Here is a 23,496-nt window from a genome sequence, read left to right as displayed (position 1 = left end):
TGCGGTGCATGCAGGGCGTTTGCCCGCAGGTATCACCCGTTTTGGCGCAGGCGGGCACACGCTTGAAGCGGCGTGCCGCAATTTGGGGCTAGCTTGGCGACGGGCGTGGCCAGGCCGGGTCTGGTGCTGGACCAGCAGACCGTTCTGTAAATGCTGAGGTTGCCACCCTCAGGGCGCAATGCCAGCAGGGATTGGGTGCTTTGGGGCGTTAGCCGCTTTGTGGCACGCGTGCGCGGCACACGGTCAGCACCAGTTGCCGCAGCCAACGGTGTGCTGGGTCGGCTTCCAAGCGCGGGTGCCACATTTGCGAGACGGTGATCTGCTCGGTGGGCACGGGTAGCTCAAAAGCGTAGGGTGCCGATGCTTGGGGCTCGGATGGGTTGGCAAGAAACGTCTCAGGCACCAAAGCCACCAAATCCGAGGACCGCGCCACGGCCAGCGCCGCAGGAAAGCTGGGCACCACGGCGACGATGTTTCTTTTCAGCCCCAAGGCCGCCAGACCAAGGTCTACCGGGCCGCTTTTGCCGCTGCGGCGCGAGGCCACCACGTGGCCGAATGACACATATTGTTCGGCGCTGACGGCCAACGTTGATGCGAGTGGATGTCCGGCCCTGACCACGCCCAGAAAACGATCGCGGAACAAGGCCTGCACGCGTACTTCGGGGCCCATTTCACCGAGCACGCCGATTTCCAGGTCGGCCGTCCCTTCGCGCAAATGCGCGGCCGTCTTTTCCAGCTTGGGGGCGAAGCGCAAACGCAGCTGCGGCGCGATGGCCATGGCGGCGGCGATCAGCGGCGCGGCGAAGGCTTCGATGAAACCGTCGTTGGCGCGTATGGTGAAGCTGCGCTGCAGCGTGCTGAAGTCGGCCTCGCTGGTGACCGGACTCAGCAAGGCGCGCGCCTGGTGCACAGCATCTTGCGTGCGTTGGCTCAGCGCCTCGGCGTGGGGTGTCAGCACCATCTGGCGGCCGGCGCGCACCAGCAACGGGTCGCCTGTGGCCTCACGCAGGCGGATCAAGGTGCGGCTCATGGCCGAGGCGCTGAGGCCAAGGCGGCGCGCCGCGCCTGCGACGCTGACCTCCGCCAACAAGGCATCGAGTGCAATCAGCAGGTTTAAATCGGGTTCGGACATGCTTGATCGTAACGAGAGTGTTGAACTGAACCATGGCGTTTACTGCAGTGTATGAATGCAGTCGCAGCGCCTTCCGCCGGCTGTGTCGCGTCGCTAAAGTGGCTGCACCGACCCATCACCACAACACCATGCCAAACATCTTCTGTCTCAAAACTGCCAGCAGCCCCGATGGCTGGGTACGCCCATGGGGTATTCGCTCTGGGCACAATCGCGGCTTCGCCCTCTCTTACGGGCTCGCGCTGGTCATGCACCATGCGGGGGCCACATGTCCATGACTCTAGCGTCTGCAACAGTTCCGATCCAAGACGGACTTCCCGCCCCCGCGCGTTACCGCGCCATGTTTGTCATCCTGTTGGGCGTGGCCTTCTCGGTGCTCGACGGCACCATCGTCAACCTGGCCTTGCCGGGCCTGGCAGTGGACCTGAAGGTGACCGACGCACAAACCATCTGGGTGGTCAATGCCTACCAGATGGCGGTGCTGGTGGCGCTGTTGCCGTTGGCGGCGCTGGGTGACCAGATCGGTTACCGGCGCGTCTATCTGTGGGGCGTGGCGCTGTTCACCGTGGCATCGCTGGGCTGTGTGATGGCCACTTCCTTGCCCTGGCTGGTGACGGCGCGGGTGCTGCAGGGCCTGGGCTCGGCCGGCATCATGGCGGTGAATGCGGCGCTGGTGCGGCTGACTTATCCCAAAGACCTGTTTGGGCGTGGTGTGGCCTTCAACTCCATGGTGGTGGCCTCGACCTCGGTGGCCGGCCCCACCGTGGCGGCGGCGATTTTGTCCGTGGCCTCGTGGCCCTGGCTGTTTGCGATCAACCTTCCCCTGGGCGTGCTGGTGTGGTTCCTGGGGCGTTCGGCGCTGCCGTTCAACCATGCCAGCCAGTCCTCGGCAGCACGCTTGGCGCCGCTGGACATTGTGCTCAATGCGCTGATGTTCGGCCTGGTGTTCATGGGTGCAGACGCTCTGGGCACCGGCGTGGCGGATGGCAAAGCCCTGACCGAACTGACTGGCGGCATCGTCATGCTGGCCGTGGGTGTGGCGGTAGGCTTGGTGTATGTACGCCGGCAGATGCGCCAGGTGGTGCCGCTGCTGCCGCTGGACCTGCTGCGCATCCCGGTGTTTGCCTTGTCTATGTGTACTTCTGTGGCCGCTTTCACCGCACAGACCCTGGCCTATATCGCGCTGCCCTTCATGCTGTTGAATGGCCTGGGGCGTTCCCACTTTGCCGCCGGCGCGCTGATCACCGCCTGGCCCATCGCCATTGTGGTGGTGGCGCCCATGGTGGGGCGGCTGATTGGCAAGATTGCCGATGGCCTGCTCGGCGGCCTTGGCCTGGGTCTGCTGGCCCTTGGTTTGGCGATGCTGGCAGGTTTGCCCGCGCAGCCTGGTGATGTGGAAATCGCGGCCTGGCTGGCTTTGTGTGGTGTCGGGTTTGCGGTGTTCCAGTCGCCAAATAACCACACCATCCTGACCTCGCCACCGGCCCACCGGGGCGGTGCGGCCAGTGGTATGTTGGGCACGGCGCGTCTGACCGGGCAAACCCTGGGCGCGGTGTTGATCGCCGTGGTGTTCAGCCTGTGGAGCGCCCACGACGGCACGGGTGTGCGCGTGGCACTGGGCCTTGCTGCAGGTTTCGCCGCAATGGCGGGGGTCTTCAGTTCGCTGCGGCTGCGCCACGCCAAATAACAGCAGCTGTATAGGTTTGGCGCTAAGAAAATTTATAATCGCGGGTTCGGCAAAACCAAAGCCAGCAAGTGAACATACGGCTGGCCTTGGCCCACGGCTCCCAACATTGCGCACCATGACCACTCCAAAGCTTTCCGTCGCAGACATCCGCAAGACTTTTCTCGACTTCTTTGCCTCCAAGGGGCATACCGTGGTGCCGAGCAGCTCGCTGGTGCCGGGCAACGACCCCACGCTGATGTTCACCAACTCGGGCATGGTGCAGTTCAAGGACGTGTTTCTGGGCACGGACAAGCGTTCCTACGTGCGCGCAACCTCGGTGCAGGCCTGCCTGCGTGCTGGCGGCAAACACAACGACCTGGAAAACGTCGGTTACACCGCGCGCCACCACACGTTTTTTGAAATGCTGGGCAACTGGAGCTTTGGCGATTACTTCAAGCGCGAGTCGCTCAAGTGGGCCTGGGAACTGCTGACCGAGGTTTACAAGCTGCCGGCCGAGCGCCTGCTGGCCACGGTCTACGAAGAAGATGACGAGGCCTACGACATCTGGACCAAGGAAATCGGCCTGCCACCCGAGCGTGTGATCCGCATCGGTGACAACAAGGGCGGCCGCTACAAGAGCGACAACTTCTGGATGATGGCCGACACCGGCCCGTGCGGCCCGTGCTCGGAAATCTTCTACGACCACGGCGACCACATCCCCGGCGGCCCTCCGGGCAGCCCCGAAGAAGACGGTGACCGCTTCATCGAGATCTGGAACAACGTGTTCATGCAGTTCAACATGGCCGAGGATGGTTCGGTCACCAAGCTGCCCGCACCCTGCGTGGACACCGGCATGGGTTTGGAGCGCCTCGCCGCCATCTTGCAGCACGTGCACAGCAATTACGAGATCGACCTGTTCGACGCACTGATCAAGGCCGCTGGCCGCGAAACCGGCGTCAGCGACCTGAACCAGAAGAGCCTGCGTGTGATCGCCGACCACATCCGTGCCACCTCGTTCCTGGTGGCCGATGGCGTGATTCCTAGCAACGAAGGCCGTGGCTATGTGCAACGCCGCATCGTGCGCCGTGCGATTCGCCATGGTTACCTGCTGGGTTGCAAAAAGCCGTTCTTCCACAAGCTGGTGCCCGACCTGGTGGCGCTGATGGGCGACGCCTACCCCAAGCTGCGTGCCGACGAACAACGCATCATCGAAGTGCTGAAGACCGAAGAAGAGCGCTTCTTTGAGACCCTGGCCAACGGCATGGGCATTCTGGACGCAGCCCTGGCGGGCGGTGTCAGCGTCCTGCCCGGCGAAGTCGCCTTCAAGCTGCACGACACCTACGGCTTCCCGCTGGACCTCTCGGCCGACGTCTGCCGCGAGCGCGGTGTCACGGTGGACGAAGCCGGCTTTGCCGCCGCCATGGAAAACCAGAAAGCCATGGGCCGCGCCGCTGGCAAGTTCAAGATGGACAAGGCGCTGGAATACACCGGCGAGGGCAATCTGTTCACCGGCTACGACGGCCTGCAGTCTGCTGCGAAAGTGGTAGCGCTCTACGTAGACGGTACCAGCGTTAACGAGCTAAAGAGTGGCCAAACTGGCACCGTGGTGCTGGACACCACGCCGTTTTATGCAGAATCCGGCGGACAGGTGGGCGACGAAGGCCGCCTGACCGCTGCTGGTGTGCGCTTCGACGTGGGCGACACACAAAAAATCAAGGCCGATGTCTACGGCCACCAAGGTACGCTGGCCGAGGGTTCGCTCAAGGTGGGCGACAGCGTGAGCGCCGAGGTCAACACCGCCGTACGCGCCGCCACCGTGCGCAACCACTCGGCCACCCACTTGATGCACAAGGCCTTGCGCGAAGTGCTGGGTGAGCACGTGCAGCAAAAGGGTTCGTTGGTGAACGCCGAGCGTACGCGTTTCGATTTTGCGCATGGCGCACCGGTCACCGATGCGCAGATCCGCCAGATCGAGGACATCGTCAACGCCGAGATCCTGAAGAACGAGCCGACCCAGGCACGCATCATGGACATCGAGTCGGCCCAGAAGACCGGCGCCATGATGTTGTTCGGCGAGAAGTACGGCGAAACCGTGCGTGTGCTCGACATCGGCTCCAGCCGTGAACTCTGCGGCGGCACCCACGTGCAGCGTACCGGCGACATCGGTCTGTTCAAGGTGGTGGGCGAGGGCGGCATTGCCGCTGGCGTGCGCCGCATCGAGGCCATCACCGGCCTGAACGCCCTGGCCTATCTGCAGGAAACCGAAGCCACCGTGGCCCAGGCTGCGGCCAGCTTCAAGGCGCCGGTGGCCGAGTTGCAGTCGCGCATCGCACAAGCGCTGGACAACGCCAAGGCGCTGGAAAAGGAAGTCGCCGCTCTGAAGAGCAAGCTGGCCGCCAACCAGGGCGCCGAGCTGCTGCAGCAGGCCGTGGAAGTTGCTGGTATCAAGCTGCTGGCGGCACGACTCGACGGCGCGGATGCCAAGACCCTGCGCGACACCCTGACGCAGCTGCGCGACAAGCTCCAGCCTTCCGTGGTGGTGCTGGCTGCGGTGGACGGCGACAAGGTGCAGATCGCCGTGGGCGTGAGCAAGGAAACCACGGCCAAGGTCAAGGCCGGTGAGCTGGTCAACTTTGTGGCCCAGCAAGTGGGTGGCAAGGGTGGCGGCAAGCCTGACATGGCCATGGCCGGCGGCACCAATGCGGCAGCCTTGCCGGCCGCGCTGGCCTCGGTGCAAGCCTGGGTGCAGCAGCAACTCGCTGTCTGATCGGTTCTGCGCGCAGTTTCGGGCGCGGCTGTGCAGGCCGTGCCGCGCGCATACTCTGCAAAATCCTGATGGGCCAGGCGACGACCAGGCTCTTGGGCCTTGGCCAGGCAGGGCGGTTCTAGCCGCATCCGCGCGCCCGCGCGCGCGTTTGACGGCTGCTGAAGCCGTCCAACTGAGCAGAAATCAACGTTTAGCCATCTCGAAGCGGCCAAGCTAGCGAAATGCGCGCTTCTTGTGAAATATGCAACGAGGCCCGGCCCATTCCCGAGGCCAAATAGCACCTGCGTTGCACGCACCTGTCAACGCGCATCTGGATCGCCTGGTCGCTGTCCCGCAGTGCCAAGGCGCCACCAAGAAGAAGCCACAACAAGAGCGAGGGAAGCATGAGCAACAAGCAATTTCAACCGGCCGACACTGCGGAAATGCTGTCTGGGCCTGAGCCCAAGACGGGCCCGGTGGGGGCTTCCGCGTATTTCGATCGCGCCGGGATGTTATGGATTGCCGGCTGTCTTGCCTTGGCCGTGGGTGCCGGCCATTTGATTCCGCGACTGGATACATTGCTGAGCCCACCGACGCAGCCAAACCGTGAGCGTATGGAGCTTTCCCGCAGCCCGGTGCCCGTGGCGCCGTCAAATGTGACACCTGCCGTCGTCAACGGTCAGGCCGGCGGCGCGGCGGTCATGGCAACCGGCCCGTCAAAGGTGTGGTGATGCAAGCCTCTACCCTGGGGCAACGCTATTTTGGTGTTCCGCACCTGAGCTTGTATGGCCGACGCGCCTCGGATCGGCTGAGCGCATCGCGTTGTGCCAACGCAGATCCCGTCAGCAGCTTGGGCGCACCTCTGGCACCTAGTGACTTGGCGGCTACACCAGTGGGTGGTGTGCGTGTGCTGATCGTGGATACACCCGGTCCCGACCTGGAGCGCTTGGTCGGCGTGGTCCGTGCCTATGCGGGTTTTCAGTTGCTGCCGCCGCTGGACTACGGCCTGGAATACGGCCTGGAATACGCCGCTGAGCTGGTGGAAGAGGTCAGGCACCAGTCTCCGGACATCTTGGTGATGGACATCGGCAGGGGCGATGCCGGCGTGGCGGCTTCGATCCGTGCTTGCCGTGTGGCTTCACCACACACGGAGATTTTGTTGCGCACCCCGGTGGGCAACGACGGATATGTGTTGGCCTGCATAGAAGCGGGTGCATCGGGTTACTTTTTCAAAGATGCCGCAGCCGAATGGATTGTTGCTTGTGTGCTGGCCTTGCGTGACGGTGGCGCGCTTATCAGCCCGGGTATTGCGCGGCGAGTTTTGTCGCGGTTTCCGCTTGCTGCAGCCGGCCTGCACCCGGCCGCAGGCGGCGCGGAGTTGACCGAGCCGCAGGTGGATGTGTTGCGCCTGGTGGCGTGTGGTACGGGTTTGCACGAGATCTCGGATACCCTGGCCCTGACAACACGCCAGGTACTGGCGCTGATCAAAAGTGTCTACCGCGTCTTGGCCGATACCGCGCAAGCTTGAGGTGTATCGCCTGTCTGGCGCTAGGCGCCCCCGGGCTTAGGCGTCCGGCAGCACCAGGCGCCGCGCGCTTTCGAATACCCTGAGTTCACCCGTGACCGGGTCGGTGAAACGCACTGCACGGGCCAGCAACTGCAGCGGTTGTGCCATGTCTTCCGGGCTGTTGTCCACCACCGGGTAAAAACGGTCGTTGCGGATCGGGGCGCCAATAGCCGCCATGTGCACCCGTAGCTGATGGCGCTTGCCAGTCAGTGGCGACAAACTGTAGCGTGCCCAGGCGCCACGTTGCTCCAGCAGCTTCATCTGGGTTTCGGAGTTCACCGCGCCCTCGACCTCACACAAACGAAAAAAGGGCTCACCCTGGGCCATGCAACTGCGGTGCAGCCGGGGAAAAGCCAGTTCCGGGCGTGCGGGTGCAATGGCTTCGTAATGTTTGTGCACCAGTCGTTCGCGAAACAGCCGGTGGTAGGCGTTGCGGTCTTCCGGGCGTATGGAGAAGAGGGTGATGCCGGCGGTTTCGCGGTCGAGCCGGTGCAATGGTGCCAGCGAATCGATGCCAAGCTGCTGCTTGAGTTTGACCAGCAGCGTTTGTGTCAGGTACTGGCCGCCCGGCACGCTGGGCAGGAAATGCGGTTTGTCGGCCACCAGCAGATGCCTGTCCTGAAACAGGATGGTGGCGTCGAGCTGAAGCTTGATTTCGTCTTCTACGTCGCGGTAATAGAACAGGCGGGAGTGCGCCCGGTAGGGCGCTGTAGGGGGGACGGGGGTTCCCGCAAGATCGACCACCAAGCCACGGCTCATGCGTTTGAGCCAATCAGCCCGGGGAATCGCCGGAAAACGCTCTGCCAGAAAGTCCGCCACCGTGGCCCATGCCCCATCGGGCAGGCCGACCAGACTGGGGCCTACCCCGTTGCGCACCGGTGGTGTGTGCTGGGCGGCGTTTTGCCGCCCCGGGCTTGCTTTCACGCGCGTCGGAACACCACATCCCATACGCCGTGGCCCAAGCGAATGCCGCGATTTTCAAACTTGGTGAGTGGGCGGTAAGGCGGTTTGTTGGCGTAGCCCGATGGGTCGTGTGAGGTGTTCTTCAGACGTGGCTCTGCACCCAGCACCTCCAGCATTTGCACGGCATAGGGTTCCCAGTCGGTGGCGCAATGCAGGTAGCCGCCGATCTTCAGCCGGGCCGCGAGCTTGGCCACCAGGGCTGGCTGCACCAGGCGACGTTTGTTGTGGCGTTTTTTGTGCCACGGATCGGGAAAGAAGATATGCACGCCCTCGATGGAGCCCTCGGGCAGCATGTTGTCTATCACTTCCACGGCGTCGTGCGCCAGGATGCGGATGTTGCCGATATTTTGTTCGCCTATGCGCTTGAGCAGCGAACCCACGCCGGGTTCATGCACTTCGCAGCACAGGAAGTTGGTGTCCGGCATCACCTTGGCAATGTGCGCCGACGCCTCGCCCATGCCAAAGCCGATTTCCAGCACCGTGGGGGCTTTACGGCCAAACGCCGCGGTCAAGTCCAGCGGTCGGGCCGCGTAGGGCAGCACAAAACGCGGGCCCAACTCTTCCGTGGCCTTGGCTTGGCCCACGGTAGTGCGGCCAGCGCGGCGCACAAAACTCTTGATGGTCTTGGGAAAGGGGACACCGGCGGGCGCCGCTTGTGGCGAGGCTTCGGGGCTGGTGTCCGGGACGAGAGGGGAGGAAATTGGGGCGTTCACGGAGCGAGATTGTAAATACCGTGCCAAGCCTTTATCCAGTAAGCCAGCTTTTCTTCACGGCTACCTGTCACGGGCGGCAACTGCAAGGCCTTCGCCGCGGCGTCCAGCGCGGCGTTTGGCATGGACATGTCGAAGGCCTGTGCGCCATTTTGCTTGGACAGTTTTTCGCCGTTGACGCCTAGCACCAGCGGCGTGTGCAGGTAGTGCGGGGTGGCCAGGGCCAGGGCTTGCTGCAACAAGATCTGGCGCGGCGTGTTGTCGGCCAGATCTTCGCCGCGCACCACGTGGGTGATGCCTTGGGCCGCGTCGTCCACAACAACCGCGAGCTGGTAGGCCCAGAGGCCATCGGCTCGGCGCAAAACGAAATCGCCGACCTCCTGGGCTACGTTTTGCTGTTGGAGGCCGAGGCGGCGATCCGCCCAGTGCAGCATGTTGTTTGTTATTGAAAAAGTAGCATTTTGCGCTTGAGCAGCATGCCTGGAAGCCGATTTTTCTTCAGATTTTTGAATGTCAAGACGCCAGGCGCGCGCGGGTTTGCCATCCAGTCCGTGCCGGCAGGTGCCGGGATAAACCAGTTCACCATGCCGCGTCGGGGCTTGCCCGAGCTTCAACGCGGCTTGGGCGATTTCTTTGCGTGAGCAAGCGCAGGGATAGACCAGCTTTGTCTGCTGCAACAGGTCCAGCGCCTGCTGGTAAAGCGGGCCACGCTGCGATTGCCACACGGGCTCGGCATCGGGCCATAAACCGCAGGCGGCGAGTTGTTGCAGGATGACGCGGTCCATGCCCGGCAGGCAGCGCGGGCTATCCACATCTTCGATGCGCACCAGCCACTGGCCGCCATGGGCGCGCGCGTCGAGCCAACTGGCCAGGGCCGCAACCAACGAGCCCGCATGCAGCGGGCCCGTGGGGGAGGGGGCAAAGCGGCCGATGTAATCACCGACGTAGCGGCCAGCGTCGCCGCTCAAATCACCACCTCTTGACTCATGCCACGCTGAGCGCCAACTCCAGGCCCGAGATAAAAGCGTCTTCGACCCGATGCCCCAGACACCAGTCGCCCGCCAGGCCCAGACCGGCTTTGTCGTCCCACAGATGGCTGCGGCCCAGGGGTTTGATGGTTTGTGCCGAGCCCCAGCAGTGCACGGTGGCCATGGTCGGTTCGGCGCGGATGCCGGTGACTTCGGCAAAGGCTTTGTGTAGCTTGGCCTGTACGCGCGGGGTGTCGTCTTCCTGGTGTTCGTGTGACCACGCGGCGCTGGCCTGCACGGTCCAGCGTTCCACACCGCCACGGCCGGGTTTGGATGATTCACGGGCCAGCCAGGCGATGCGGTGGTGGTTGCTGCGCGCCGCGTTCCACTGCGGCCCCAGGTGGCTCAGCGTGGGCTGGCTCGCCTGTGGGTAGGCCAGCAGCAGTGTCCAGCACGGAGCGACGCGTACGTCCTGCAGCGCCTTGGCGAATTTGGGATGGGCGGCGTCGTCAAACAACAGGCGCTGCGCCTGCGCTGCGGTGGTGGCCAGCAGCACTTGGTCGAAGCCGGAGAACACGTGTTCCGCGTCCGGCACGCCGGGCGAGCCCTGGGTGCGCAACTGCCATTGTCTGGGCGCCATGCGATCGCGTTCAATGCCAACCACGCGGGTTTCCAGTTCGATCTGCTTCTGGCTGACAAAGGGCTGGGCCCAGTGTTCGACGAGTGCGTTCATGCCGGGGGTAGGCACCCAATGTGATTCACGGCCGGGCAGAGCGGCAGAAGCGACGCGGCCAAAGGCGTCGAGCACACGCACCAGGTTGGCGCTCCAGGGGCGGCAAACATGCTGGGCCGTGGCTTGCAGGGCCAGCAGAAAACGCGGGTCACGCACGGTGAAGTATTGCGCGCCGTAGTCGAAGGTGCCAAACGCTGTCTCGGTGGTGGCCATGCGTCCGCCCACGGCTTGGTTTTTGTCGAACACCGTGACGTGATGGCCTGCCTGCATCAAGGTGCGGGCACAGGCGATGCCGGCGATGCCGGCGCCGATGACGGCAATGCGTCGAGGAGGTTTGGCTTTCGGTTTGGATGTTTTCATGTCGGTTGCCTGGTTGAGTGTCAGAACGTTGTGACGGCGGTCGTTGTCTTTGTCTCAGCTCCGTGTGGCCAGCACAAATTGCCAATGCCCACGGCGTCCACTCTACACGCTGCGCCAAAGGGTTTTGCGAAACGGCACTCAGGTGTCACACCATTGACTTAGGGCCTGTTAACACTATGGATGAGAGAGCGAACGTGATTCAAAAGCCGCCAATCAAGACGCTGTGTCATCAGAACTTTGGCGGCCAGGCGTCTGCCTGGCCTAGGAGTGCAACGCGGAGTGGCGGCTTTTTAAGCACGTTCCCAACGGGTTGCGGCCCAAAAGACCAGCCGCGTCGTTGCAAAGCCTTGCCGGGGTTCACCCCGGCTGCGTTTTGCGCCTCGCCCCTGGCCTTTTGGACTCGCAACGCGTCTCCCATCCATGGGGTTAACAGGCCCTAATCCCATTGTTGGCTTTGACGTTCCAGCAATGCCTGGCGTGTGGGCGCGCTTTCCAACTGCTGCAGCCACCACTTCAACGCGCGGCCTTGTGTGCCGCGCGCCGGCGTGCGCCAGGCGTAGTGCAGGCGCACGATGCGGTTTGGCCGCTCTACGCGTTTGCTCACCAGGTGGCCCGCGTCGAGATACGGGCGCACCAGGCTTTCAGGCAGAAAGCCCACGCCCAGGCCGCGCAGCTGGGCTTCCAGCTTGGCGCGCATGCTGGGCACGGTAAACACGTCCTGGCCCGCGAGCAACCCATAGGTGAGCCCGCCGCCGCGCTGCACGCTGTCGGCCACGGCCACCGCGCGATGCTGGCCTATGACGGCGTCCGCAATCGGTTCCACCGCTTTGGCAAGGGGGTGGTGGGGCGCTGTCACAAAAATGAACGGCATCTCGCCCAGCAAACGGGCTTCGATTTCGGGACTGGAGGCCACCTCCATGGCCACGCCAATCGACAAATCGGCCTGGCCCGAGGTCAGCGCTTCCAGCGTGCCCGAGAGGATTTCTTCACGTAGCCGGATGCGTGTGGGCGGGTTCAGCGCGTAGAAGGCTTCGCACAGCTCCATCATCGTGGCGTGGGAGACCACGCTGTCCACCGCCAGGCTGAGTTGTGGTTCCCATCCCGTGGCCACACGTTTGACGCGGTTCGCCACCGCATCCACGTCGGCCAGCAGGCGGCGGCCCTCGCGCAGCAATTCGGTGCCCGCCTCGGTGACCTTGGCCTGGCGCGAGCTGCGGTCGAACAGCAGCACGTCGAGTGCATCTTCGATCTGGCGTACGCGGTAGGTGAGGGCGCTGGGCACCATGCCCAGGCTGCGCGCTGCGCCGGCAAAACTGCCCGCATCGGCAATGGCGACCAACATGGCCAGGGCTTCAGGTGTCAGGACTTCGCGCGGGTTTTGCATGATCGGCTATCGACTATTCAAATAATTTGAATGATGCCATCAAACGCCATGACTCGCAGAACAGCCTCAGACGCCTAAAGTTGAGCCCATGGAAGCACACGATGCCTCCACAACCAGGGCGCCGGAAGGCGCGCTAACCAAGACAGGAGTTCGTTATGTTGACACTTCGTAAATCTCAGGACCGCGGCCATGCTGATCACGGTTGGCTGAAGTCCCAACATAGTTTTTCGTTTGCCGGTTACTTTGACGCTGACCACATGGGCTGGGGCAATCTGCGTGTGATCAACGAAGACCGCATCGCCCCGGGCACCGGCTTCGGCGCCCACGGCCACCGCGACATGGAAATCATCAGCTACGTGCTCGAAGGTGAACTGGCCCACCAGGACACCATGGGCAACGTGAAGGCGATTCCGCCCGGTGACGTGCAACGCATGAGTGCGGGCAACGGCGTGCGCCACAGCGAGTTCAACCATGCACCTGATGCGACAACGCACTTTCTGCAAATCTGGATTGAACCCAATGTGACCGGCATTCCCGCCAGCTACGAGCAAAAGACCTTTGCGGCGAACGAGAAGCGTGGTGCCCTGCGCCTGGTGGCCTCGCCCGACGGTGCCAATGGTTCGGTGAAGGTGAATGCCGATGCTGCCATGTATGCTGGCTTGTTTGACGGTGAGGAATCGGCCACTTTGGCGCTGAACCCGGAGCGCAAGGGCTATGTGCACCTGGTGCGCGGTGCGTTGCAGGTCAACGGCGAAAGCCTGAGTGCTGGCGATGCGCTGTTGCTCGACGGCGAGAAGTCGGTTTCGCTGAGCGGCGGCCAGGATGCCGAGGTTCTGGTTTTCGACCTGAGCCGGTAACCAAGCTCGGGCGGTGCGGTCACCTCGCTCGTGGCTGTACCGTTGAGCGGTTGATTCCAACCGTTCATACCGCTTGGGGGTGATGCCGGGAACTAGTTCCTGGTGCGTTTCCTCCACGGCGGTGGTGTTTCCAAGAGTTGCGTTTTCTTTTTTGTTTCTTTTATTTTTTAGGAAAAATCATCATGTTGAATTCTTTGCAAAATCCGCTGAACCTGGTGGGTCGTCTGCTGATCGCGCTGTTGTTCCTGCCTGCAGGTATCAGCAAGCTCACCGGCTTTGCCGGCACGGTGGGTTACATCGCGTCCAAGGGTCTGCCCATGCCGTCGGTTGGCGCTGCAATTGCGCTGGTGGTGGAGATTGTGGGTGGCTTGGCACTGATCTTCGGCTTTGGCACACGTATCGCGGCACTGGTGTTGGCGGTGTTCACCTTGGGCGCCAGTGTGTTCTTTCACAACTACTGGGGTGTGCCAGCTGAACAAGCCATGGTGCAGCAACTGATGTTCTTCAAGAACATCGCCGTCATCGGTGGCCTGCTGGTGTTGGCCGCCCATGGTGCAGGTGCCTGGAGCCTGGACGCACGCCGCGGCAACTAAGCGCTTGCGCTAGCAGGAAAGGGCCGGCGGTTTCGTCCGGCCCTTTCTTTTGGGTGATGCGCTCGTGGGCCGGCGCAGCCATACTGTTGAATCAAAAAAGGGAGATTGAGATGTCTGAAGTTGTTGTTGTTTACCACTCCGGTTATGGCCATACCCAGCGCATGGCGCAAGCCGTTGCCGCTGGCGCCGATGCCGAGTTGCTGGCCATTGATGCGGACGGCCAATTGCCTGAAGGCGGTTGGGAAAGCCTGGCCGCAGCCCAGGCCATCATCTTTGGCTCGCCCACCTACATGGGCAGCGTCAGCTGGCAGTTCAAGCGTTTTGCCGACGCCTCGAGCAAGGTCTGGTTTGCCAGCGGCTGGAAGGACAAGATCGCCGGTGGCTTCACCAACAGCGCCAGCCCCAGCGGCGACAAACAAAACACCCTGGTCACCTTGAACACTCTGGCCATGCAGCACGGCATGTTGTGGGTCAGCCTGGGTGTGATGCCCAGCAACGCCAAGGCGGCGGGGCCGAACGACCCTAACGCCTTGGGCTCCTACATGGGGGCCATGGCGCGCTCGCCATCCGACGCCAGTGCTGGCGAGATGTTTGCCGGGGATCTGGACGGTGCCCGCGCTTATGGCGCACGTGTGGCCGAGATGGCCAAACGTTTCGCGGCTTGAGTTCACTGAGCCAGTTTCAGCGCGGAAGTCGGTTAGGCTTGCCGCCTGCGCTGAGCGTGTCCGGCCTCGAAACAGAAATTGCCTTGGAAGGGATTGTTTATGTCGATTGAACTCAGTCTTGCACGCCATGTGGTGCCTGCTCAAGCGGCCAGCGCCCTGGCCCAGTCCGTCAAAATTGATATGCACCAGTTGCTGGCCGACGTGAGTGTGGCCGAAGGTGGCAACGATGCCGGACCCAGCCCGCATGACTTCTACGATACGGCGCTGGCCAGTTGCAAGGCACTCACCGTGATGTGGTACGCCCGCAAGGCCGGTATTCCGGTGGACGACATCCACACCGTGGTGACGCGCGACAGCAGCAAGGAGCGCGACGGCATTTACCGTCTCTCGGCCAAACTGCAGATCAAGGGCGAGCTGACCGACGCGCAGATGCAGAAGCTGCAGGCCGTGGCCGAGAAATGCCCGGTGCACAAACTCATGACGGCCGTGACCACCGAAATCGAAACCCAGGTCGAGCGTCTCGCCTGAGCCGACAATAGCCAGAACAGCCAACTCAACAGCACAACAGGAGCCGCCACCATGGGTATCGCCGCACAGATCAACGGACATCAAAAAGACCTGGGCGGTGGCTTCTTCGTGCGCCGCTTGCTGCCCTCGGTGCACAAGCAGGGCGTGGGCCCGTTCATCTTTTTCGACCACTTCGGCCCGGTCACGGTACAGCCCGAAACCGAGCACGACGTGCGCCCGCATCCGCACATTGGCCTGGCCACCGTGACCTATCTGTTCGAGGGCGCCATCATGCACCGCGACAGCCTGGGCTCGGTGCAGAAAATTGAACCCGGCGCCATCAACTGGATGACGGCGGGACGCGGCATCGTGCACTCCGAGCGGCGCCCGGAAGAGCTGGCCAAAGTGCCTTATGTGAACCACGGCATCCAGCTCTGGGCCGCCTTGCCGCAGTCAGCGGAAGAGGTGGAGCCCAGCTTCATCCACACCGCCGCCGCTCAACTGCCGGCCAAGGCGGTCGGCGCCTCCACCGTGCGCGTGCTGATTGGTGAGGCCTTTGGCCAGAAGTCGCCGGTGGCCACGTTTTGCCGTACCTTGTATGTCGATGTGAAACTCGCCGCAGGCGAGGTGTTCGAGTTGCCCGCGAGCGAAGCCGAGCTGGGGGTTTATGCCGTCGACGGCCCGGTCGAGATTGATGGCGAAGTGCTGGCGCAACAGGCGTTCGCCTTTCTGGAGCCCGGCAAGACCTGCCTGCTGCGCGCCGATGCCGATGTGCAGTTGATGGTGCTGGGCGGTGACAAACTCGACGGCCATCGCCACATGGTGTGGAATTTTGTCTCCAGCCGCAAAGAGCGCATACAGCAGGCCGAGCAAGACTGGCTGGCGCAACGCATGGGCCAGGTGCCCGGCGAAACCGAGTTCATTCCACTGCCACCGCCGCGCAAGCCGGCTTGAGCAAAGTTTTTGCCACTTGCGCAGGCTGCATATGCGCAGGCAGCTATTAAAACTGTAGTTTTAGCTGGAGGCTTCTTCGGTCGCGGTGGTCTGGCTCAGGTCTGCGCCCAGTGTGCGTCGCTCGTCAAACACAAAACAGTCGCCGTGGTAGTGGGCGCCATCGGTTTCCTCGAAGTACTTGAGGATGCCGCCTTCCAACTGGTAGACCCGCTCCACGCCCACCTCACGCATCAGGATGGCGGCCTTTTCGCAGCGTATGCCGCCGGTGCAGAAGCTCACCACGGTCTTGCCCTCGAACGCGTTCTTGTGGGCGTTGAGTGCCGCCGGGAACTCGCTGAACTTGGTGATGCGCCAGTCGATGGCGCCGTCAAACGTGCCGTGGTCCACCTCGAAGGCGTTGCGTGTATCCAGCGTCACCACCGGGCGGCCCTCGTCGTCCACGCCGCTGTCCAGCCAGCGGCGCACGGTGGCCGCGGCCACGGCTGGGGCCCGGCCATCGTTGCGTGAGAAATCGGGCTGAATGGTCGGGTAGTCCATGCGGATGATTTCGCGCTTGACCTTCACCAGCATCTTCTTGAACGGCTGCGTGGCCGACCAGCTCTCCTTGGGCGCCAGGTCGGCAAAGCGTGGGTCGGCCTTGGTTTGTGCCATGAAGCCGTGCACCGCTTCGGCCGGGCCGGCGAGAAACATGTTGATGCCCTCGTGCGCCAGCAGGATGGTGCCCTTGAGCTGAAGGTCGTTGGCCCGGGCCAGCAACACCTCGCGCACGGCGTCGGCATCGGGCAGGGGGACAAACTTGTAGACGGAGATGTTGAGGATGGAGTTCACACGCGGATTTTAAGAGGCCGACCCGATCCGGTCTCTGTGCTGCATCAAAGCCCCAGTCCGGAACGCTTTGCAGAACGTTTTGGCAAGCGAGGCGCGGAATCCGGCCAAGTGTTCAAAATTCGTCGAAATTGTTTACACAATTGACACAAATCGCGGCTAAGTTGTTGATTCAACATGGTGGCATGAAGTCTGCTGTTACTTAATGAAACAACTTAAAACTTTTCGCAGCCATGAACTTCGTCTCCAAATTTCTGCTCTCCGCCAGCATGGCCCTGATGTCTCTCAGTGCCTCTGCTTCGCTCACCCCGGCCTATGACACCTTCGGCACCCTGGCCGGCGCCACCTTCGGCGGCACTGGCATATCCAATAGCGCTGTGGCGATCGACAGGTTCACCGGCCGCAACATCTTCGGCCAGGCGACTGGCACCATCACGCTGGGCCTGACGGTGACCGCACGTTATGCCAACCAAGCCGTGACGAACAACGGTGCCGGTGTTTTCTACGCTGCCGCCGGGGTGGACCAGACCAATGCTGCGTCGATCGCGCAGCAACTGGCAACCTGGAACATCGACTACTACATTGGCGGCGACACCATCGCCAACCCCTACAGCTACTCGCTGTTGTTTGACGTTGACCCTAGCGCCAACGAAAACTTCAAGACCATTTACTGGGGGCTGACAAATTCGCAGAACTCGACAAACGTGGGTTTTAACCTTGTTGAACTGCTCAGCGGATACAGCTTTGACCCCAATGCGATCGGCCAGTACAGCTTTATTCTGGAAGCTACGAACATATTCACCGGCAACATCGTGGGCATGACCTCGGTGCTGGTGACCGTGGGCAACAACACGGTGCCAGAACCCGCCTCGCTGGCGCTGCTGGCCTTGGGTCTGGTGGGCGTGGCTGCAGCCAGTCGCCGCCGCAAAAGCTGATCTGTATCGCTGGCCCTGCGTTTGGGGGGACACAGCAGCCCTGTGTCCGCTCAAGCCACGTTGCCACGGCCTTGCATGCGGTCGTCGACCTCTCCAATGTAGGCGGCAAGGGTGTTGCCCGAGCTGTCGATACGGCTCAGGATCAGCTCGGTCTGCCGTTGCAGCTCCTGGCGCAGGCTGGCCTCGTGGGCCGCTTCGCGCTGCAGCGCGTTTTGGTTCATCTGCTCCAGCGCCTGGCGTAACTCGGTGAAGCGTGAAGCTTCGGCCTTGTCGGCCAACTCGCGCTGCGCGTTGATCTCTTTGCTGAACTTGCGGCTTTCCAGCAAATACGCGGTCTGCTGGTAAGCCGATGCCAGCATGAACACCAGCAGCGACACCACCAGTAGTCCAACCATCACCAAGCCCAATGGGGCCTGAAAAATGGCAAACCCCAGGCTGAGTTCCGTGGGCTGCATGAACTCGCTCCAGTTGAGGGTCACAAAGGCGGCAATCAACAGGATGAAAGCAATCAGCAAAATGGTGCGCAGGCGCATGGGAGTTCTCCTCTGTGGTTGTACATGCATTATGTAGAGGTGAGGGCACATGCCGCTGTAGGCGAAGTTTGTCTTTGTCGGGCTTGGTCTGCATGCCGGCGGGCGAGGGCAATGGCGGCCCTAGGGGTTTGCCGCGCCACTGGCTGGTGCAGATCTGGGCGAAAATAGCGCGCCGCATACGTCAGCAATCGCCATCAGTTTCATCTCGAACTTGGGGCCCGTATGGGCCTCCCAACGTTCTGTCATTCCATGAAACTCTCTCACGCGCGCGCTTTGTTCCTGATGGTTCTGGTTACCTTGATGTGGTCGATCGCGGGGGTCACCACACGCCATCTCGAATCGGCCAAGAGCTTCGAGGTCACTTTCTGGCGCAGCTTTTTCACCTTGCTGTCCCTGCTGGTGATACTGCCGGCCTTCCAGGGGCGCGAGGTATTTCAGAAGATCCGTCGCGGTGGGGTCTCGGTGCTGGTGTCGGGTGTGTGCTGGAGCATCATGTTCACCGCCTTCATGGTGGCACTGACACTGACCACGGTCGCCAACGTGCTGGTGACCATGGCGCTGGGGCCGTTGTTCACGGCTTTGGTGGCGCGCATTTTTATTGGCCATCGTCTGGCGCTGCGCACCTGGTTGGCGATTGCCGTGGCAGGCCTGGGCATAGGTTATATGTACGGCACGCAGTTGCAGATGGAAGGTGACATGTTGCTAGGCACCGCGGTCGCCTTGTGTGTGCCCTTGGCTGCTGCCATCAACTGGACGGTGGTGCAGCGCAGCCAGGCGCATGGCCAGCATGTTGATCTGGTGCCGGCGGTCATGGTCGGGGCCTTGATCTCCACGCTGGTGACGCTGCCTTTGGCATACCCGTTCCAGGCCACGGCGCATGATGTGGGTCTGCTGGCCCTGTTGGGGCTGGTGCAACTGGCGATTCCCTGTGTGTTGTCGGTGTTGTGCGCGCGGGTTCTGCAGGCGCCGGAAGTGTCCTTGCTGGGGCTGCTGGAAGTGATCTTCGGTATTGCGCTGGCATGGTGGGGCGCCAACGAAGCCCCGGGTGCTACCGTGCTGATCGGTGGTGCCATGGTGGTGGGGGCCTTGGTCACCAACGAGGTCTGGGGCTGGGCGCAACGCCGGGCCTGAGGCGGTGCGGTTATAGCCCGTACGCCCCCCGTTGGATGCGGTATTTCTCCTTAGCATTTGTTGGCTTTCTGTCAGGCCAAACTCGTATCATCAGGAAAATTGCGGCACAAAACCAAGCCTTTGAGGCTTGCTTGGGCGTCTTCAACGGTCCCTGGATAAACGATCTGAGTGAATAGCGAGTGAGGGTGCCTGCATGAAGAGTGCAAATGGGGAAGTTCATCCTCTGCCGTTGCGCTGGCTGCTGCTGGTCGATGTGCTGGTGATCGTGTTGTTTGTCTCGTTGGCGGCGGTGACGCTGAAGGCCAGCCGCGAGTCCTATCACCAACGTGCGCTGACGGCCGGCGAAAACCTTGCCCAGGGTTTGCAGCAAAACATTGCCGCCGAATTGACGCGTGTGGACACCGCCATGCGCAGTGTCATCCAGGAGATGCGCCGCTCCCGCAGCGGCGAAGGCTTTGACGCAGCCTTGACCAACACCATGCTCGCCGAACAAATGGCGCTGGTGCCCGAGCTGCAAGGTCTGCGCATCGCCGACGCCGATGGCGTTGTGCGTTTCGGCAGCGCCGTGCCGACCCTGGCTCCGCTGGAGATTAAATCGCGTGCATTTTTTGTGCGCGCCCGGGACGACGTCAGTGGCCGCCTGGTGATCTCCGAGCCTCTGGTGTCGCGCATCAGCCACCAGCAGGTGATTGCGCTGGCGCGGCGCTTCGACAATGCCGATGGCTCCTTTGGCGGTGTCATCTATGGGGTGTTGGACATTGCACATTTGGCGCAGCAGTTAGCCAGTGTGGATGTGGGCAGCGAGGGCGCAGTGAGTTTGCGCTTCCTCGACCTGACGCTGATTGCGCGCCAGGTCGCAGGCCGACCCGAGACCGAACCTCCCGCCAGCGACAACGTTTCCCCGGCACTGCGCCAGGCCGTGGCGGCGCGCCCGGACCGGGGGGTGGTGGTCACACGTGCGCCACTGGACCAGGTGGAGCGCATAGGCGCCTACCGCCAGGTCGAAGGGTATCCGCTGCTGGTGTTGGTGGGCCTGGGCACGCAGGAATATGCGCTGACCTGGCGTACACAACTGAGCCAGGTTGCCGGCCTGGTCACGGCGGCGGCGCTGGTACTGGCGTTTTCCTCGGTGGCGGTGTACCGCGCCTGGCGGCGTGAACGTGCGGCCGCGGCCGCGCTGGCCCATGAGGCGCGGCGCCACCAAGCCCTGCTGCACACCGCCAGCGACGGCATCCATGTGCTGGACCGCACGGGACAATTGGTGGAGTTGAGTGCGTCATTTGCGGCCATGCTGGGTTATAGCCCCGAGCAAATGCGTGGCCGGCACGTTGCGGACTGGGACGCGGCGCTGCCAGAGCAGAACATTGCGCAGTTTCTTGCCACCGCCGACCTGCGCGAACTGCGCAAGTTTGAGACGCGGCACCGCCGTGCCGATGGCAGCAGCATCGATGTGGAGGTGAGCAGCGTGGCGGTGTCGATTGAAGGCGAGGAGCTGATCTACTGTTCGTCGCGCGACATCACCGAGCGCAAGACCTTGGCGACCCGGCTGGCCAACTCGGCTGCGGAGATCCGCGATCTGTATGACAACGCCCCTTGTGGCTACTACTCGCTGGACGCGGATGGCTACTTCCTGCACGTCAACACCACCGTGGCGTCCTGGCTGGGGTGCACGCCGCAGGCGCTCATTGGCCAGCGCCAAATTTCCGAGTTTCTGACGGACGAAGGCCGGGCGCAGTTCAAGCGCCTGTTTCCCCAGGTCAAGGCCAATCAGGCCGTCTCTGGCCTGGTGCTGGACTTGGTGGCACCTGGCATGCCGGCGCGCCAGGTCAGCCTGAGTGCCACCGCCGTGACCGATGCGCAGGGTGCATTTCTGATGACCCGCACCGTGATCTACGACATCACGGAACTCAAGGCGACCAAAGAACGCTTGCAGCACGTGCTGCGGGAGCAGCAGTTGATGCTGGACAACGAATTGATAGGTATTGTGAAATTGCGCGACCAGAAGGTGGTGTGGCGCAACCAGGCCATGCAGACCATTTTTGGCTACGCGCCGCAAGACGTCGAAGGGGCGTCGCTGATGCAGTTCCATGTCAATGAAGAGGCCTACCACACGCTGCGCGCGCGCGCGCTGACCGCATTGCGCGCTGGTGAGCGCTTCCGTGCGCAATTTCAGGTCAGGCACAAACTCGGACATCTGATATGGGTGGACGCCCACGGCGTGATGTTAGACCACGCGCTGGAGGAGTCGATGTGGATGTTGGCCGACATCACGCCGCTGAAGGCTTCGCAGGAACGGGTCGAGCACATGGCTTTTCATGACGCATTGACGGGCTTGCCCAACCGCTCCTCGCTGGTCAGCCGCATCACACCTGCCATGGCCATGGCCACGCGTTACCACCAGCGTCTGGGCCTGTGTTACCTCGATCTGGATGGCTTCAAGCAGGTCAATGACGTCCACGGCCACGCGGCGGGAGACGAGTTGCTGAAAACGATGGCGCAGCGGCTGCAGGCCACGGTGCGTGGCAACGACACCGTCTGCCGGCTCGGCGGGGACGAGTTCGTGATCCTGCTCGCACATCTGGAAAGTGCCGACGAGCACCTGACCGTGTTGCGCCGGGTGGTGGCGCTGATCGAAAGCCCGGTGCAACTGTCTAACGGCATAGAAGTCGCGGTCTCGGCCAGTATTGGTGTGGCCTTCTACCCCGAGCATGGGCAGGATCTACAGAGCCTGCTGGGGAATGCGGACCAGGCGATGTATGCCGCAAAAAAAACCGACGAGCGTGTGCGTGTGTTTGAACCCCCGGCGGCGCCGCGCGGCTAGAAGAAGCGCTGGATCAACGCGGGCCTGCGGCGGCCAGCAGGCGTTGCCTGGACACGCGTCCGAGCAACAGCCACAGGCTGACGGCGGCCACGGTCAAGCCCACCACCAAGGCCGTCCAAAAGCCTTGGGCCGCCATGGGCACGGCCGGTTTCCAGGGCAACCATTCGGGCGCCAGGCCCAGCACACAGCCCAAGGGCAGGCAAATGCCCCAGAACGAAAACATGTGAATGAACATCGGCAGGCGCGTGACCTTGTAGGCGCGCACGGCGCTGGCCACAGCCACCTGGGTGCCGTCCGACAACTGGAATACCGCCGCAAACAACAGCAGGTGGGCGGCCAGAGCCGCCACGCCGGCGTCGCTGGTGTAGGCATTGGCAATGACCGTGTTGAACAGCGCAATGCCCAAAGCCGCCCCAGCCGACAACGCCAGCGCCATGCCAACGCCAACCCAGGCACGCATGCGCGCCGCGTGTGCATCCTGGGCGCCCAAGGCCTGGCCGACGCGGGTCAGCAGTGCCACGCCCAGGCTCATGGGCAGCATGAACACCAGTGACGTAAAACTCAGCGCCACCTGGTGTGCGGCCACCACGGTGGCGCCAAAGCCCGCCACCAGGAGCGCCACCAGGCTGAAGGCGCTGGACTCGGCAAAAAACGTCACGCCAATCGGCAAACCGAGCTTGAGCAGGCCGCGGATCTCGCGCCATTCGGGCCACTCCCATTGGCGCAGCGGCTGGGTGCTGCGGTAGGCCGGTGCGCGGCGTACCCACCACAGAATGGCGCCCAGATCGAACCAGACACAGGCCACCGTGGCCCAGGCACAACCCTGGCCGCCGAGTCGCGGCAGGCCGAACAGGCCAAACACCAGCAGGCTGTTGAGCACGATGCTGATCAGCAGCGCCAACACGGCAATCACCATCATCGGTTTGGTCTGGTTGATGCTGGTGCTGTAGCCGTACAACACGCGATAAAGGCAAAACGCCGGGAAGGCGGTGCTGGTGATGCGCACGAAGTTTATGGCCAGTGTGCGCACTGCGGGCTCCAACTGCATGTGGTCAAACACCACGGTCGCGACGTTGGCCGCCAGCATGGCCAGCACACCCAGGCCCAGGGCTTTCCACATCGCCTGGCGCACCACGTGCGGAATGCGCCCCAGCGCCTGTGCGCCATAGAGTTGCGACACCACGGGGTTGACCGACAGCAATGCGCCGGTGAGCGTGATCATCAGCAAGTGCCAGATCGACACGCCCAGTGACACACCGGCCAGATCCTCGGCCGAGGCATGGCCGGCCATGGCCACGTCGGTCACACCCAGGCCGACGGTGGCGAGTTGCCCGATCAGCACCGGCCAGGCCAGCCGCCACAAGGCTTTGATTTCGGTTTGTATGGCGGCGCTGCGCAGGTGGCGAATGGGCATTGAGCGAAAAAGGCGGTCAGGCTGGCAAGCGGGCA

The 23,496-nt window shown here is 62.8% G+C and carries 21 protein-coding genes; 12 read left to right on the top strand and 9 right to left on the bottom strand.

Features of this window, described 5'->3' with window-relative positions:
- Nucleotides 1-208: 208 nt before the first annotated feature.
- Entirely contained in the window at nucleotides 209-1,132 is a 924-nt protein-coding gene (locus tag ACFQ95_RS09285) for a LysR family transcriptional regulator (protein ID WP_422830562.1), read from the bottom strand.
- 265 nt (nucleotides 1,133-1,397) lie between these two features.
- Here ACFQ95_RS09285 and ACFQ95_RS09280 point away from each other — a divergent pair, with 265 nt between their 5' ends.
- The 4 genes from ACFQ95_RS09280 (at nucleotide 1,398) to ACFQ95_RS09265 (ending at nucleotide 7,069) form a co-directional block, all read left to right on the top strand.
- A complete protein-coding gene (locus ACFQ95_RS09280; RefSeq protein ID WP_422830561.1) occupies nucleotides 1,398-2,816 on the top strand; it encodes an MFS transporter in 1,419 nt (472 codons plus the stop codon).
- Between the two features lie 115 nt (nucleotides 2,817-2,931).
- The gene (gene alaS / locus ACFQ95_RS09275) at nucleotides 2,932-5,562 is read left to right on the top strand and encodes an alanine--tRNA ligase (RefSeq protein ID WP_422830560.1); all 2,631 of its coding nucleotides are present in this window, start codon (nucleotides 2,932-2,934) and stop codon (nucleotides 5,560-5,562) included.
- Nucleotides 5,563-5,945: 383 nt separating this feature from the next.
- Complete coding sequence (locus ACFQ95_RS09270) at nucleotides 5,946-6,272, top strand: hypothetical protein (RefSeq protein ID WP_422830559.1); 327 nt, start codon at nucleotides 5,946-5,948, stop codon at nucleotides 6,270-6,272.
- Complete coding sequence (locus ACFQ95_RS09265) at nucleotides 6,272-7,069, top strand: hypothetical protein (protein ID WP_422830558.1); 798 nt, start codon at nucleotides 6,272-6,274, stop codon at nucleotides 7,067-7,069. The genes ACFQ95_RS09270 and ACFQ95_RS09265 overlap by 1 nt, the downstream gene beginning before the upstream one ends.
- 36 nt (nucleotides 7,070-7,105) lie before the next feature.
- Here ACFQ95_RS09265 and ACFQ95_RS09260 read toward each other — a convergent pair whose 3' ends face one another.
- From ACFQ95_RS09260 to ACFQ95_RS09240, 5 genes are all read right to left on the bottom strand, one after another.
- The gene (locus tag ACFQ95_RS09260; RefSeq protein WP_422830557.1) at nucleotides 7,106-8,032 is read right to left on the bottom strand and encodes a pseudouridine synthase; all 927 of its coding nucleotides are present in this window, start codon (nucleotides 8,030-8,032) and stop codon (nucleotides 7,106-7,108) included.
- Complete coding sequence (gene trmB, locus ACFQ95_RS09255; RefSeq protein ID WP_422830556.1) at nucleotides 8,029-8,784, bottom strand: tRNA (guanosine(46)-N7)-methyltransferase TrmB; 756 nt, start codon at nucleotides 8,782-8,784, stop codon at nucleotides 8,029-8,031. Before trmB ends, ACFQ95_RS09260 begins: the two co-directional genes overlap by 4 nt.
- The gene (gluQRS, locus tag ACFQ95_RS09250) at nucleotides 8,781-9,749 is read right to left on the bottom strand and encodes a tRNA glutamyl-Q(34) synthetase GluQRS (protein ID WP_422830555.1); all 969 of its coding nucleotides are present in this window, start codon (nucleotides 9,747-9,749) and stop codon (nucleotides 8,781-8,783) included. The genes trmB and gluQRS overlap by 4 nt, the downstream gene beginning before the upstream one ends.
- A 16-nt stretch (nucleotides 9,750-9,765) precedes the next feature.
- Complete coding sequence (locus ACFQ95_RS09245; protein ID WP_422830554.1) at nucleotides 9,766-10,842, bottom strand: NAD(P)/FAD-dependent oxidoreductase; 1,077 nt, start codon at nucleotides 10,840-10,842, stop codon at nucleotides 9,766-9,768.
- Between the two features lie 436 nt (nucleotides 10,843-11,278).
- Nucleotides 11,279-12,226 (bottom strand): LysR family transcriptional regulator, encoded by a 948-nt coding sequence (locus ACFQ95_RS09240; protein ID WP_422830553.1) that lies wholly within the window; start codon nucleotides 12,224-12,226, stop codon nucleotides 11,279-11,281.
- A gap of 155 nt (nucleotides 12,227-12,381) precedes the next feature.
- Here ACFQ95_RS09240 and ACFQ95_RS09235 point away from each other — a divergent pair, with 155 nt between their 5' ends.
- From ACFQ95_RS09235 to ACFQ95_RS09215, 5 genes are all read left to right on the top strand, one after another.
- Nucleotides 12,382-13,083, top strand: coding sequence for a pirin family protein (locus ACFQ95_RS09235; protein ID WP_422830552.1), 702 nt, complete (start codon nucleotides 12,382-12,384; stop codon nucleotides 13,081-13,083).
- Between the two features lie 182 nt (nucleotides 13,084-13,265).
- On the top strand, nucleotides 13,266-13,676 hold the full coding sequence (locus tag ACFQ95_RS09230) for a DoxX family protein (protein ID WP_422830551.1): 411 nt from the start codon (nucleotides 13,266-13,268) through the stop codon (nucleotides 13,674-13,676).
- 110 nt (nucleotides 13,677-13,786) lie between these two features.
- Nucleotides 13,787-14,341, top strand: a complete 555-nt coding sequence (locus tag ACFQ95_RS09225) for an NAD(P)H-dependent oxidoreductase (RefSeq protein WP_422830550.1) — start codon at nucleotides 13,787-13,789, stop codon at nucleotides 14,339-14,341.
- 99 nt (nucleotides 14,342-14,440) lie between these two features.
- Nucleotides 14,441-14,869: an OsmC family protein gene (locus tag ACFQ95_RS09220; protein WP_422830549.1), complete on the top strand. Its 429-nt coding sequence runs from the start codon at nucleotides 14,441-14,443 to the stop codon at nucleotides 14,867-14,869.
- Between the two features lie 51 nt (nucleotides 14,870-14,920).
- Nucleotides 14,921-15,802 (top strand): pirin family protein, encoded by an 882-nt coding sequence (locus tag ACFQ95_RS09215; protein ID WP_422830548.1) that lies wholly within the window; start codon nucleotides 14,921-14,923, stop codon nucleotides 15,800-15,802.
- A gap of 60 nt (nucleotides 15,803-15,862) precedes the next feature.
- Here the strand turns inward: ACFQ95_RS09215 and ACFQ95_RS09210 are convergent, their stop codons facing one another.
- A complete protein-coding gene (locus tag ACFQ95_RS09210; protein WP_422830547.1) occupies nucleotides 15,863-16,630 on the bottom strand; it encodes a sulfurtransferase in 768 nt (255 codons plus the stop codon).
- Between the two features lie 230 nt (nucleotides 16,631-16,860).
- Here ACFQ95_RS09210 and ACFQ95_RS09205 point away from each other — a divergent pair, with 230 nt between their 5' ends.
- Nucleotides 16,861-17,562, top strand: a complete 702-nt coding sequence (locus ACFQ95_RS09205; RefSeq protein WP_422830546.1) for a PEP-CTERM sorting domain-containing protein — start codon at nucleotides 16,861-16,863, stop codon at nucleotides 17,560-17,562.
- Between the two features lie 50 nt (nucleotides 17,563-17,612).
- Here ACFQ95_RS09205 and ACFQ95_RS09200 read toward each other — a convergent pair whose 3' ends face one another.
- Nucleotides 17,613-18,095, bottom strand: a complete 483-nt coding sequence (locus ACFQ95_RS09200) for a hypothetical protein (protein ID WP_422830545.1) — start codon at nucleotides 18,093-18,095, stop codon at nucleotides 17,613-17,615.
- A gap of 249 nt (nucleotides 18,096-18,344) precedes the next feature.
- Between ACFQ95_RS09200 and ACFQ95_RS09195 the strand changes: the two genes are divergently transcribed.
- The gene (locus ACFQ95_RS09195; protein WP_422830544.1) at nucleotides 18,345-19,226 is read left to right on the top strand and encodes a DMT family transporter; all 882 of its coding nucleotides are present in this window, start codon (nucleotides 18,345-18,347) and stop codon (nucleotides 19,224-19,226) included.
- A gap of 193 nt (nucleotides 19,227-19,419) precedes the next feature.
- Nucleotides 19,420-22,047: a diguanylate cyclase domain-containing protein gene (locus ACFQ95_RS09190; protein ID WP_422830543.1), complete on the top strand. Its 2,628-nt coding sequence runs from the start codon at nucleotides 19,420-19,422 to the stop codon at nucleotides 22,045-22,047.
- Between the two features lie 13 nt (nucleotides 22,048-22,060).
- On the opposite strand, the gene ACFQ95_RS09185 is transcribed toward ACFQ95_RS09190, so the two are convergent.
- Nucleotides 22,061-23,461, bottom strand: a complete 1,401-nt coding sequence (locus ACFQ95_RS09185; RefSeq protein ID WP_422830542.1) for an MATE family efflux transporter — start codon at nucleotides 23,459-23,461, stop codon at nucleotides 22,061-22,063.
- Between the last annotated feature and the right edge of the window lie 35 nt (nucleotides 23,462-23,496).

Source organism: Variovorax sp. HJSM1_2 (assembly GCF_049316285.1).
In the GTDB taxonomy this organism is placed as follows: Bacteria; Pseudomonadota; Gammaproteobacteria; order Burkholderiales; family Burkholderiaceae_C; genus Rhodoferax_B.
Note: the sequence above shows the minus strand (reverse complement) of the source record. Positions and strands in the feature narration are given on the sequence as shown.